The organism is Clostridioides sp. ES-S-0005-03, from assembly GCF_020658455.1.
Classification (GTDB): Bacteria; Bacillota; Clostridia; order Peptostreptococcales; family Peptostreptococcaceae; genus Clostridioides.
On the sequence record NZ_JACVWI010000002.1, the window covers coordinates 72,931 to 86,702 of the forward strand.

General features: G+C 29.5%; 10 protein-coding genes. All 10 read right to left on the reverse strand.

What is annotated here, in order from left to right:
• Window position 1 precedes the first annotated feature (1 nt).
• Entirely contained in the window at window positions 2–1,159 is a 1,158-nt protein-coding gene (locus tag IC218_RS09550) for a polysaccharide polymerase (protein WP_227824291.1), read from the reverse strand.
• 15 nt (window positions 1,160–1,174) lie between these two features.
• Window positions 1,175–1,897 (reverse strand): glycosyltransferase, encoded by a 723-nt coding sequence (locus tag IC218_RS09555; protein WP_227824292.1) that lies wholly within the window; start codon window positions 1,895–1,897, stop codon window positions 1,175–1,177.
• 11 nt (window positions 1,898–1,908) lie between these two features.
• On the reverse strand, window positions 1,909–2,982 hold the full coding sequence (locus tag IC218_RS09560) for a mannose-1-phosphate guanylyltransferase (RefSeq protein ID WP_227824293.1): 1,074 nt from the start codon (window positions 2,980–2,982) through the stop codon (window positions 1,909–1,911).
• A gap of 21 nt (window positions 2,983–3,003) precedes the next feature.
• Window positions 3,004–4,710: a phospho-sugar mutase gene (locus IC218_RS09565; protein WP_227824294.1), complete on the reverse strand. Its 1,707-nt coding sequence runs from the start codon at window positions 4,708–4,710 to the stop codon at window positions 3,004–3,006.
• Between the two features lie 45 nt (window positions 4,711–4,755).
• On the reverse strand, window positions 4,756–6,312 hold the full coding sequence (gene murJ / locus IC218_RS09570) for a murein biosynthesis integral membrane protein MurJ (RefSeq protein ID WP_227434452.1): 1,557 nt from the start codon (window positions 6,310–6,312) through the stop codon (window positions 4,756–4,758).
• Between the two features lie 115 nt (window positions 6,313–6,427).
• Entirely contained in the window at window positions 6,428–7,483 is a 1,056-nt protein-coding gene (locus tag IC218_RS09575; protein WP_227824295.1) for a cell wall-binding repeat-containing protein, read from the reverse strand.
• Between the two features lie 94 nt (window positions 7,484–7,577).
• Window positions 7,578–8,264, reverse strand: a complete 687-nt coding sequence (locus tag IC218_RS09580; RefSeq protein ID WP_227434450.1) for a sugar transferase — start codon at window positions 8,262–8,264, stop codon at window positions 7,578–7,580.
• A 219-nt stretch (window positions 8,265–8,483) separates the two neighbouring features.
• Entirely contained in the window at window positions 8,484–10,508 is a 2,025-nt protein-coding gene (locus IC218_RS09585; RefSeq protein ID WP_227824296.1) for an N-acetylmuramoyl-L-alanine amidase, read from the reverse strand.
• A gap of 248 nt (window positions 10,509–10,756) precedes the next feature.
• Window positions 10,757–11,908 (reverse strand): DUF5009 domain-containing protein, encoded by a 1,152-nt coding sequence (locus tag IC218_RS09590; RefSeq protein ID WP_227434448.1) that lies wholly within the window; start codon window positions 11,906–11,908, stop codon window positions 10,757–10,759.
• Between the two features lie 108 nt (window positions 11,909–12,016).
• Entirely contained in the window at window positions 12,017–13,594 is a 1,578-nt protein-coding gene (locus tag IC218_RS09595; protein WP_227434447.1) for a cell wall-binding repeat-containing protein, read from the reverse strand.
• Window positions 13,595–13,772: the final 178 nt, after the last annotated feature.

Consider the following 13,772-nt stretch of genomic DNA (forward strand, 5'->3'; position numbering starts at 1 on the left):
ACTACCTCCTACTTTTCATTTTCCACAAATCTACCTCTCTTTTATCATTTAATATTACTTCTTTTATTAGTAATACTATTGTGAAACTAAATGAAGCTTCTAATAATAAATTTTCTGCAAAAGAATATAGTAAAAATATGAATAAAGCTACTAAATACTCTTTTTTATCTTTTTCTATAAAGCTTTGTATACCTTTATACATCAAAAACATAAATAAGATGCAAGCAATTACTCCTAGTACACTAATTATATATATATAAGAACTGTCTAATGGATTAGTTGCTTTTATAGCAGCACTATATGAATTTCCAAAAGGTTTCATAAAATTTCCCTCTTGAGCTAAGTATACATTCCAGAACTTAGGTCTACTTGCTAATAATCTATTTAGTACACTACTTTTAGAAAACATCATACCAATAATTACACTAAATAAAGTAAGTATTATCGGTGATGTCTTTATAAGCATTGGTAGTACTTTTATTTTTTTTAGGTCTATCACTCTTATTATCTCTACAAATATTAATCCTGCTAATATAGTAAAAAAGCCAGTTCTACTATATGTAGTTTGATAAACAAAGAATGCAGATCCAAATAAAATTATTCTATCCCATTTATTATAGTTTTTATATCTTAAGAATATATATGCTGCATATATAGTAACCATATAATAAAATACTCCATTTGGATTACCAAGTCCAAAATCCATTCTTGTAACAAGCGTATCTAATTTTCCTATATATCTATAGTGGACTTCCTGATTAAATACTAATGAAGGAAATAAATTGAATAATAATATAGCTCCTATTAAAAAACATACAGATATTATTAAATAACTTTTAACTATACATTTATCATCTATTTGTTTAGCTGATACAGCTAACAAAACAATTAATAATATAGCTCCTTCTCTATTTAATATATAAAGTAATACACAAGCTCCAACTAGCACCATTTCTGTTATACTTTTTTTCTTATCAAATAAAAAAAGTAGCATTAGTATTCCTATTGAAGAATAAAATAACGCTGATTTAATTATCCCTATACTCAAATCTGGGTCAATAAATGATATCATATACTTTCTAAGTACTATGATAAACAAAACAAATATATAAAGATATTTTTTAATCATAATATTTCTATCATCGTTTAAAGTCTTCATTTCACTTTCTCCCTTTTAGCTTCTTAAAGTATTACTTGCAAATATTTTACAACACTTCCATATCTTATTTACACCTGTTAAGTGCTTGCTTTCTAAGAAATAATTTCTTTTCTTAGCCCAACTTTTTCCCCACCAATGTATTCCATAAGTATTTTCTGTAATACATTCTGGTGTAAAGTCTTCTTTAAATCCAAAAGGATAAAAATATTCTTTATCGTAGACACGGATGCCTTCTTCATAGTTATTTTGGTCAATCTTTTTATAATTTTTTTCCATAAGATAAGTCATAACCTTTGGTATTGTAAACAATGAAGAAGTAAGCACCTCTTTTTCGTAGTACTCTAATAAATCTTTAAAGAAAGGATGTCCTTTTTCTACACCTATTATGGCTGCATTCATGTATTCTCCATCATCTTCATATCCACATATAAGCCTATTATTTTCTAAAAGAGGAGTTATATCCTTTAATATCTGCATATCTGTATCCATATAAACTCCACCTTGTTCATAAAGTACTCTTACTCTTGTATAATCTGATATGAACGCCCAAAGCTTTCTTTTATAACATTCTTCCAAAAACTTATTTCCTTTTATTTCTTTCTCTATATCAAAGTTTTTTTCATTCCACTCTACTATCTCATATTCTGGAAGTTTTTCTTTCCAGGAATTTATACATATATTTTCTATATTTCCTTTTGGACCACCAAACCATACATAATGTATTTTTTTAGGAATCAAATGAACACCTCCTACATATATTCTTGTCTATCTTCTTCTTTTAATTGCTCTACTATCTTTTTGACATCTTGAGCTTTATCTTTTCTACAAACCATAACTGCATCATTCGTAGATACTACTATCAAATCACTAATACCTATTGTCGATATTAATTTGTCATCTGAATATATAATTGAGTTTTTAGTATCTATAGTAATATTTTCACCTCTTTTGATGTTACCTTCATCATCAGTTGGATATATCGCACCTAGGGAGTCCCAAGAACCAACGTCATTCCAACCAAAATCACCAGGAACTACTATAACGTCATTACTTCTTTCCATAATACCATAATCTATAGAGATTGATTGTATTGTTGGATAGATTTCTTTTATTTTTTCTATTTCTTCTTCTGTTCCTAAGTAATTACTGATTTCCTCTAATTTTTCATATACTTTTGGTAAGTATCTCTTAAAATCTTCCAATATCTTGGATACCTTCCATACAAACATCCCACTATTCCACACATATTTCTTAGAATTTACATACTCTTTAGCAATTTCATAGTTTGGCTTTTCTACAAACTCCACTACTTCATATGCAACATTTTCTATTGTATTTTCTCTACTAAAGTTTATGTATCCATATCCTGTTGATGGGAATGTAGGATTTATCCCAATAGTTACTAGTTTATCATTATTTTCTGATATATAAATAGCTTTTTCTAAAATAGCTTTAAATTCTTTTTCATCTTTTATATAATGGTCAGCTGGATATACACACATAACACCATCACCATATTTTTTCATTATGTTAAAGGCTGCAAAACCTATAGCTGCTGCCGTATTTCTGGCACATGGTTCTGGTAAGATATTGCTGTATAAACATTTATCTTTCACTGTATCTTTTAAAGCGTCCATTTGCTTCTCATTAGTTACTATAAATAAATCCTCTTTGTTTGCTAGAGAATCTATTCTGTTTATAGTTTCATTTATTAAAGCATCTTCTCCACTTAAATTTATAAGCTGCTTAGGTACTTCTTGTCTACTAAGTGGCCAGAAACGAGTTCCGCCTCCTCCAGCCATTATGACATTATATACTTTCATCGTTTATCTCCCCTTAGCTCTTTATATAGAATCCACCACATTTAATATATAAGATATTAAATTATTCAACTTAGATTCTACATCTTCTTGGTTATCTGAATTTGCTCCAAAGTAAAATTTAATTTTAGGTTCTGTACCTGAAGGTCTTATAGCTATCCAAGAACCATCTTCAAGTAAAAATTTAAGTACATCTGATTTAGGTAAATCATCTACTCCATCTTTATAATCTAAAATCTTATCTACTTTTACATCAGCCACATTATCTATTTTAACACTTCTAAAGTAAAGCATCATCTCTTTTATTTTTTTTATTCCTTCTATGCCTTTTAAAGTCACTGACTTTAATTCCTCTTTGTAGTACCCAAATTTATTATATGTATCCATCAAGGCTTCATACAAGTTCATACCTTTTGAAAAATAGTATGCTGCCATTTCACATATCATAAGCGAAGATACAACACCATCTTTATCTCTAGCATGAGTTCCAATTAAGTAACCATAGCTTTCCTCATATCCCATTATAAAGCTTCTATCATTACTTTCTTCAAACGCTTTTATTTTTTCTCCTATAAATTTGAACCCTGTTAAAGTATTTAAACAATCTACATTATAAGCCTTTGCTATTTTTGCACCTAGTTCTGATGTAACTATAGTTTTTATTATTGTAGGATTGTTTTTAGGAAGTTTATTTTCTTCAACTAAACTCTCTACTATATATCTAACTAAAAGTGAGCCAACTTGGTTTCCATTTAAGACTACATACTCACCACTAGAATCTTTTACAACAACACCTACTCTGTCACAATCAGGGTCTGTTCCTATTATCAAATCAGTACCATTACTCTTTGCCATTTCAATAGCTATATTAAATACTGACTTTTCTTCAGGATTAGGATACTTAACTGTTGAAAAATTAGAATCTGGCAATTCTTGCTCCTTAACCACCATTACATTTTCAAAGCCACATTCATTTAAGACTCTTCTTACTGGTTTATTTCCGGTTCCATGAATAGGTGTATATATTATTTTTAATTTTTTTCCATATTCATCTATCGTGCTTTGTCTTAAAACTTGCTTCTTAACAGCCTTTATAAACTCATCATCTATTTCATTATCTAATATAGTTATTAAATTTTTAGATAAAGCTTCTTCAAAATCTACACTTTTAATGATACTGTAATCATCAATCTTATTAACTTCTGCAATTATATCATTGGCCATATCTATACAGATTTGACCTCCATCTGAGTCATATACCTTATATCCATTATACTCTTTAGGATTATGACTTGCTGTTATTACTATTCCCATAGCACACTTTAAATATCTAACAGCAAAAGAAAGTTCTGGTGTAGGCTTTAACTCTTCAAAAATATAAGCCTTTACACCATATGCACTTAAAGTTTTAGCTACTTCTATACAAAACTCTCTTGACATGTATCTACTATCATATGCTATAACAATTCCTTTTTGCTTTCCTTCTTCACCTTGCGTCTTCATAATATAATTTGAAATTCCAAGTGTTGCACGTCTAACAGTATAAATATTGATTCTATTAGTTCCCGCTCCTATTATACCCCTTAGACCACCTGTACCAAATTCTAAATTTTTATAGAATCTATCTTGTATTTCTTTGTCATCATCCTTTATACTTAATAGCTCTTCTTTGGTTTGTTCATCAAAATAAGGAGAATTTAACCACATCTCATAATTATTTTTATAATCCATATTTTCATCCTTTCTGACTCTATTTTAATTTTTTAAGGTAAATGTCTATCTTTTAAGTAGTTTTTGCTTTCCTTTTTTTAAAAATTCAAAAGCTAAGTCCATCTCTTCTACCTTAAATAAAACTATCAATATCGTATATACAGAAGCCCCACCTAATACTCCAGTTCCAACTGCTATAATTTCTTTAATTGTTCCTGCACCTATAAATGCATATAGATTGTTATATATCAATAAAGTGACTACTGCCATCACACCTGATGCTACCAAACTTTTAAGACCAGTCTTTATGATTTTATCTCCTCCAAAATATCCAGTTTTCTTTTTAAGAGATATAAACAATAATATAACTGTAATTATATTAGACGTACTAGTTGATATAGCAATACCTGCATGACCAAGTGGTCTTATCAATATTAAATTAAGAACTATATTTATTATTAGCGCGATACTTCCATTTATCATTGGTGTCTTTGTATCTGAAAGAGAATAGAATGCTCTATATAAAACATCTCTTACCCCACAAGCCAATAAACCTAACGAATATAATCTAAGAGCTATAGATGTAAGGTCTGTTGATAATGCATCAAACTTACCCCTTTGGAATAGTATTCTAACTAGAGGTTCTGCTAATATAATAGCTCCTATGGATATTGGAAGCACTACCAATATAATACAATTTGATGACTTTACAATAGTACTTATAAATCCTTCTTTATTATCTTTACCTGACATTTTTGCCAACTTAGGATATATAACTGTTATTATAGATGTAACAAATAATGCCATAACAAACTCATTTAGTCTATTTGCATAGTTAAGGGCAGACAACTTTCCATCCCCCAAAGTAGTTGCCAATAACCTATCAACAAATATATTTAACTGTCCAACAGCTACACCTATTAACATAGGCAAGACTAGATTCACTAATTCTTTTATGGACTCATCCTTTAAATTTATATATGGTTTATACTTGTAGGACTTCTTAAATGCAAATGGGAGTTGAAACAATAACTGACTTGCCATGGCAACCAATGCTCCTGCTGGTAATATCCATACATTTTTACCTGCACTTAGTGCTATTGCTGCTATTATTATGATATTATATGGAATTCCTATAAGACCTGGAATTACAAAACTCTCATTCACCTGTAAAAATGAACTAAATATTTTACTTCCACTTAAGAACAAAACTCCTGAAATCATTATTTTAGTAAATAGTATTGCTGCTTGAAACTTAGCAGGGTCACTTCTAAATCCTGCTGCAAATACTGTAACAAATTGCTCTGTAAATAAAAGCCCAAAAATAGCTATTATTATAGCCATTATATAGCATATATTTAAAACATTGTTAGTAAATTTTAAGGCACCTTCATCTCCGAGTCTTTTCTTTGTCTCAAAGTACATAGGTATATAAGTTGTAGCAATTGCAGAACCTATGACTGCTATGATTAAACCAGGTATATTTAATGTTAATACAAATACATCTGCATACATACCTGTTCCATAGAAATTCGCAAGTACAAGTTCTCTAAGGAAACCTAATACTTTTGAAAACATAGTGGCCGCCATAATCCACAATGCTGCTTTAGCTGTTTTTGACATTTTCTTTCTCCTTCTCTAATTTAAACTCTAAAAGTAGAACTTTTAAAACTGCTTATAAACATTATTCTGATTAAGTAAATTTAACCTATGAAAAGCTTCCTTAATAAATTAAAGACTATCTTGACTCATATCTAAGCGCTCTAAATACAATCAATAGTAATAATAGTATTAATATTATACAAGATAAGGATGTTAAATTAAGTATACTCTTTAACAGACTATAATTACCTACTGTATATCCAACTTCAATTACATCACTTATGTTGTTATCTTTCAAGAATTTATCTTGTGCATGACTTAAATTATCACTACAAATCAGTATTGGCATATTTTCTTTGGCCGATACTACTCCCAAAGAAATATATTCGTTTACATCAGATCTACTTCCAAAATCTAATTTAGCAGTATAGATTTTCTTTATATCTTTTTCATCATAAAACTTCTTTATTAAATCGATATTTGTGCTTGACTTATTTATTTGCTTTATACCTTCTATATTCTTTAAGCTAGAATCAATGTCTGCAATAAACTCTTTTGAATCACCTAATGCATATATTTTTTCAAGGTTTTTACTTTTTAAGAAGTCAATTTGTTCTTCAAAACCTTCATCTTGAGCCCATATTATTGGCATTCCATTTTTAGCTGCATAAGAATATACAGATATGGCATTCTCTAATCCTGTAGTTGAGCTAAGTAAAAATGCCTTATCGAATCCTACTGTTCTGTACATTTCTCTAGCTATCTTTAAAGATGTATCATATCTGTCTTTTCCTCTTATTCTTTCTACTTTAATTCCCATTTTCTCTATATTACGTTCAGCATCTTTAGATACTGCCTTTAAACCACCTATTATCGTAACCTTCTCTGGACCTAACTCTTTTAGATAATTTCTTGTTACTCTACCGACATTTTTACTCTTAGTTACAACTATCGGAGCATTTTTTACATATGCCAAAGGTGTTGCACTTATACTATCTACAATTGACTCTTCATTTACAAGAATTACTTCTTTAGAATTCTTGAATACTCTTTTATTTAATTCTGTTGAAATCTCTGGTATACTACCTTCTATCAACTCTTTTTTAGGACTTACATCTGCAAATACCCCCACTGTACTAGAAATAGAGATTAGCAAAACTAACGATAATATAGTAGAAATTTTTTTAATCATAAGTTCTCATTCCTTTTCTTTTTGTATTTTTTGACAATAAAAAAGCTCTTTTTTAAAGAGCTTTTTCATTGATTAATAATCTAATATTTTAAAATTATCTAGCTCCGTCTCCTGTCAATACTACTTTAACAGTTTTAAAGAGTATCTTAAAGTCAAGTAATATACTCCTATTTTTTATATAGTAAATATCTTCTTTAAGTTTTTCTTCAGGAGTGATTTCGTATCCACCATTTACTTGTGCCCAACCTGTAAGTCCAGGTTTTATAGCAAGCCTGTTGATAAATCCAGGTATTTCCTCATTAAATTGAACAGTAAAGTTTGGTCTCTCTGGTCTAGGACCTATTAAGCCCATGTCCCCCTTTAATATATTAAACAGCTGTGGAATCTCATCAATTCTAGTTTTCCTAATAAACTTTCCAACCTTAGTTATTCTAGGATCATCTTTTTCAGCCCATTGTGCGCCAAATTTTTCTGCGTCTGTTCTCATAGATCTCAATTTATATATATAGAATCTTCTCCCGCATTTTCCTAGTCTTTCTTGCTTATAAGTTATTGGTCCTTTGTCCTCTATTTTAATAAGAATTCCAAATATTGCTATTAAAGGTAAACCTACTACAAGTCCTAATATAGATAAAACTAAATCCACAACTCTTTGGTACAAGTCAAACAACACTGTGCCTTTTACTATGCTATAGTCAATCTCACTTGCAATTTCTTTATCTGCCCCTGGATAGCTTGTAACTTTAGGTATTTCACATTCATCATTAGTATATCCAGACATAGTTACCTCCATATTGGAATAAAAAATTTTTAAATTCTTAATTTCAACGTATTTCTATCTTATTTTTGACTTATTTCTATATTATACTCAATAATGAGAAGTTTATCAATACAATAAACGTCATTGTAAACAATTTGATTCTTTGCAAAAATATATCATCTCTTGCTATATTTTACATTATAACAGGAGATGATATATTTTGCTTTAATATTTTTTATTTTATTTTACTGTATCTTCTATTCCTATTCCAATTTGAGTTCCCATTGTCTTTACTTTTTCTGCTGTATTTAACTTGTCCATGTCGCTCTTATTGTCTATAAATGCGCATTCTACAAGTATTGCAGGATATTTATTGTTTCTTAATACATATAGGTAATCATTTCCATTAGCAAGTGTTCTTGTCTTGATTCCTCTATTTTGCATATTAAATTTCTCTAATATTCTTTTTAATATATTTGATGCAGCAGTCTTAGTTGTTCCACCATTTTTATCTTTTACTTTGTAAAAAATTTCCACACCATTACCAGCTCCATTAGATGCATTGTAATGTATACTTGTAAATAAATCTGGCTTTATAGTGTTTGATAATGTCGTTCTTTCTCCTAAAGCCATTGTTTTATCTGTATCTCTAGTCATAACAACATTTATACCTTTTGAACGTAAATATTCAGTAGTTGCTAGTGCTGTATTAAGAGTATATTTCTTTTCTTGAGCTCCACCATTTAATCCACTTGTTGCTCCTGAGTCAGAACCCCCATGACCTGGGTCTATCACTACAGTTTTTCCTGCTGCTGAACCTGGATTTTCTGGTTCTGTTGGTGCATTGTGTTTTGATAAACTAGATGCTATAGAACTTATAACACTATCCTTCATTCCATCACCAATTTGATATACTGTTCCTGCTGTTTTTTCTGATAAATTTGTACTATGGTATGCAGAAACGTAAGTTTTTGGAGTTATAAGTATTGGAGATTTCAACTTAGCTGCTAAAGGTCCTGCTGTTATTGAGTCAACTATTATGTCAGATTTTGCAACTAACATTGCACTCAATTCTTTATCTGGATAGAAAGTCTTAATTACCTTCGCATTAGTTTCATGTCTATCAGCTCCAGATACTCTGTTTTTTGAAGTTGCATTTTTTGCTATCTTAGATATTTGGTCTATAAGTTTTGATGATAGACTTTGGTCTCCACCTATGTAGTAAGCTTCTTCCAAACCTTGTGAAGATAGCCAATTATATGTACTTTCTGGTACAGAATCTTTATTAGCTAATATTATAGGTTGTTGGTCTTCACCTGCTTTTGATGAAATATTAAGAGCATCGTACTCACCAGCATATCCATTTGCTATATATATCTTATTAACATCATGATACTTATCGATTTCTTTTGCTATAAGTAAAGATGTTTCATGTCTATCAACTCCACCAATACGAGTTACATTTACATCTACAGCAGATTTTATTTGAGATACTGCCTTTTGTGAAACTGAACCATCATCACCTATGATTATTACATCACTTGGGTTTAGACGTTTTAATTCAGCCTTTGTACTTTCTGGTATATCATCTTTATTTGCAAGTAATATTGGTGCATCATATGTAGAAGCAAGTGGAGTAGCTGTGATTCCATCTGCTGCTAGTTCTCCATTAACTATTACAACCTTACTAGCTCCATCTTTCCATCCTTGTTTACTTATCTCAACTGCTGTCTCAAATCTAGTAGCTCCTGCAAGTTTTTTTACTGGTGCAGAAGTTTTTCTCATATATTCATTCACTGCTTTTGTTGAGTTAGCATCACTTATTATAAACTCTTGTGTAACATCATAATCTTTAAGATTTAATCCCATAGATTCTAAATCTTCTTTATTTAAAACCTTCTGTTCATCTTTACCATTTACTTTTATGCTTTGAAGTTCCCATACATTTAAGTATTCTGGGTCTTTGTTATAGTTTATTACACCTTCATATGTATCTGTTTTTTCATTGTAATTTAAAGTAGCTTCAAGTGGCATATCATAACACATAAAGTTTAATGTTATTGAATCAGCATTTAATTTTTCTTTAAACTTTACACTTGCATTCGATTTACTTCCTAACACAACACTTTTTCTTTGTAAATTTATATTAATATCTGAATTAGATTCTGTATTTGCAGTAGTATTTTCCGCTGCTAAAGCCACGTTTGGTGCCACCATTGCTATAGACAACATTCCTGTTGCTAATAATTTTGTTCTCTTTCTCATCGTATCCCCCCTAGATTTTTAGATCTTTAAATCTTATTTAATTCTTCTTGAACTTGTTTTATATTACATAAATTCAATATTATGTAAATCTTTTTTCATTATAGCACAAAAGATTACAAATTGTAATCTTTTTGTAATCTTTTATGGCATGTTTTTTTAATTTTCGCTAGGGAAAAACTGGATTATAACTGAGAATTTCTGCATATTTAAACAAATTGAATAAATATTTTTTTAAACAAAACACTACATTAAATTTTAATAAATATTTTCTTTTTATACATAAACGACATTATTATAACCCAAAACAATACATACAAGAGAGAAAATACAAGAGAATCCCATGTTGTACCTGCCCAAGGTGTTATAAATTCATATGTAGTCCATTCCACCAAAGTAGTAGGATAATCTACTTTATCAGTAAGTTTTGGTAAATTCCAAAACACATGGCTCAATATTTCAAGACACATATATGTAAAAATAGGGCTACTTCCAAGTGCTATTATTGGAGTAAATATTTTGCTTTTATTTTTGATGTCACATATAAAGTAAAATATCGCCAATAAAATACCATAACTTCCAGCCATTAAAAGTACGAATGAACTTGACCATAATCTCTTATTAAATGGAAAATATTGATTAAAAGCAAAAGCACATATAAGTAAAATGATACTCATAATTAATATTTTAAAGAATTTTTTATACTGTCCTATATTTTCTTTTAGAAGTACACACCCCATAGTACAGCCTAACATACCTGAAGAAATTGCTACTATACTCGTTAAAAATCCATCTGGTTCAAACTCTGGCTTGTACAAATGTCCTTTGAAAAAATGGAAATCCACTAATTGTGCAAGAGAACCTTCTAGCTCAAATCCATATGGTTTTGCCACTATATAATATCCCACTATGATAAATGCAGATATACATAAGAAAGTAATTATAGTTGCAGTGCTTCCTACATTCAGTTTTTTTAGTAGTAAATACACTAGACTAGTTACAAGGTATACTAATCCCATACGTTGAAGCACCCCAAGTATTCTTACAGTACTTAAGTCATGATTTCCTAGGTAATTTAAGAAAAATCCAAACAACATTAGTAAAATACTTCTCTTAAATATACTTAGTATTATTCGTATTGTAGATTTATTATTCTTTAGTTTACTGTTTATTGATATTGGAATTGTAACACCTAAGGATATAACAAAGAAAGGAAATGCAAAATCTGCAAGTGTTACACCATGCCATATAGCATGTCTAAGTTGTGGATACATTCTCATCCAAGTCCCAGGATTATTGCAAACTATCATGAGGGCTATTGATAGCCCTCTTATTATATCAATTGATTTAACTCTATTTTTCATAATTTTTGTATCTAATTTACTTTCAAATCCACTCTCCATATTACCTCCCCAAGATTTAATTGTATATTTATCTTTAGCTATGAATCAATCTAACTATATATTTTCAAATATAAATATAAAATATAGCTTTCTTAAATATACATCTTTTTAGTTAAGAAATTTCTTTAGAAATCCAAGTTTATCTAATATATCTTGTATCTTATTAATTTTCTGGCTTATAGAATCTATAGCTTTTTCAATTGAATCAACCTTAGCTTCTAAATCTTCAACCTGATTTACTTTTTTGTCTATAGTACCATGATTAGTGATGTCACTATTAGATGAGTTATCTATAAGCTTTCCTATATAACCATCATTAATCAATTTTGTATCATTAGCAGATGCCAATATCATCATTGTTTCTATATCTGAATTTCTAGTATTTTCTATAACTCTACCATTTTTGTCACGAACTGACAATATAGTTATTGTATCATGATTGTTAAATCCACCTTCTCCAATATTTCTCACTATAACATTTACTAAAGTAGCATAGTTATTTACCTCACCATTAGGCATATCAATAGTGATAGTCTTTGAACAATCACCTTTTATATTCACAGTTATTGGCTTATTTGTTATCATTCTAAAAGCTTCATTTACAGTATCCTCTTTTGGATTAAAGTTAATAATGTCATTAGGACTTGCAATATTTATCATATTAGTTAATTCCTCAACGGTTTTAGCTTCAAAGATAGTTTTATCTTGTAAAGTCTTAATTTCATTAAAAGCTTCTTCATTTCCATTTCCACCAACTTGTGTTACAGTACTTAATTTTTTAGTACTAAGTATATCCCTTTGCTTTGTATTTAGTTTATCACCGACCAAAACAACAGGTGATTCATTCTTTGCTGCCAATACTCCAACTGCCAATGAATCAATAAGTTGATTTTCATTTTTACTTCCATCTTTAGTTACATATAGATTGTTTAAATCTACATCAGAATAAAACTTTTCTATAACCTTGGCATTAGTTTCATTTCTATCCTTTCCACTCAATCTTTCTGCATTAGGGAGGCTTTTTTCTACAGCTCTTGAAACAGAATTTGTACCTCCAATTACATATGCCTTTATAACTTTCTCATCTTTTATAAATTTCTCAAATGCTTCTACTCCATTCTTTGGACTAGATAATACTACAGGCATATTATTTTGAGCAGAAGGTGCCCCAACACTTACAGCATCACTTAGCCCTTTTTCGCCATTTACAACAGCTACTTCCTTAACATCTTTAATATCTTTTAGTTTATTTGCTAAAAGTAATGAAGTTTCATATCTATCATTACCACTAATTCTTTCTACATTTAATCCATCACTTTTTAATTGATTCTCTATATCCTTGTTTAACACGGCAGTCCCACCAATTAAATAAATATCCTTAGCTCCCAAACGCTTTAGCTCTGTTTTGGTTCTATCATCCAGTTTATTGCTTTCTGTCAAAAGTATTGGAGCTCCTTTAGATTTTGCAAATGGTGTAGCTGAAAGAGCATCAGCCAAAGAGCTATCATTGACTAATACAGCATTATTACTTGAACTATATGCTTTTTGGCTTATCTTTACAGCAGTTTCATATCTCCCTTCACCTATTAATTTTTCTTCTGTAAGTGCATATGATGAAGTTATAGAAATCCCACTTAAAGTAAGCGCTATTGTCAATATTGTTAAAATAGTTTTTGGTGCTTTCATTTTATTACCCCCTTATTTCGTTTAAAATCTTACTATATTATATTATAGAATATCTTTACACTATTTTACAGTTTAAAATTATTACATTTTTATCTATAAAAATTTCTCAAGAAATAAGCCCCAACCATATTAACAGTTAGGGCTTATTTCCTTTATATATTTTTAAAACAATATTAAA

What these genes read in the sequence shown, in the direction of transcription:
- IC218_RS09550 (WP_227824291.1), bottom strand. Translation starts at nt 1,159, where the DNA reads ATGAAGACTTTAAACGATGATAGAAATATTATGATTAAAAAATATCTT.
- IC218_RS09560 (WP_227824293.1), bottom strand. Translation starts at nt 2,982, where the DNA reads ATGAAAGTATATAATGTCATAATGGCTGGAGGAGGCGGAACTCGTTTC.
- IC218_RS09565 (WP_227824294.1), bottom strand. Translation starts at nt 4,710, where the DNA reads ATGGATTATAAAAATAATTATGAGATGTGGTTAAATTCTCCTTATTTT.
- murJ (WP_227434452.1), bottom strand. Translation starts at nt 6,312, where the DNA reads ATGTCAAAAACAGCTAAAGCAGCATTGTGGATTATGGCGGCCACTATG.
- IC218_RS09575 (WP_227824295.1), bottom strand. Translation starts at nt 7,483, where the DNA reads ATGATTAAAAAAATTTCTACTATATTATCGTTAGTTTTGCTAATCTCT.
- IC218_RS09580 (WP_227434450.1), bottom strand. Translation starts at nt 8,264, where the DNA reads ATGTCTGGATATACTAATGATGAATGTGAAATACCTAAAGTTACAAGC.
- IC218_RS09585 (WP_227824296.1), bottom strand. Translation starts at nt 10,508, where the DNA reads ATGAGAAAGAGAACAAAATTATTAGCAACAGGAATGTTGTCTATAGCA.
- IC218_RS09590 (WP_227434448.1), bottom strand. Translation starts at nt 11,908, where the DNA reads ATGGAGAGTGGATTTGAAAGTAAATTAGATACAAAAATTATGAAAAAT.
- IC218_RS09595 (WP_227434447.1), bottom strand. Translation starts at nt 13,594, where the DNA reads ATGAAAGCACCAAAAACTATTTTAACAATATTGACAATAGCGCTTACT.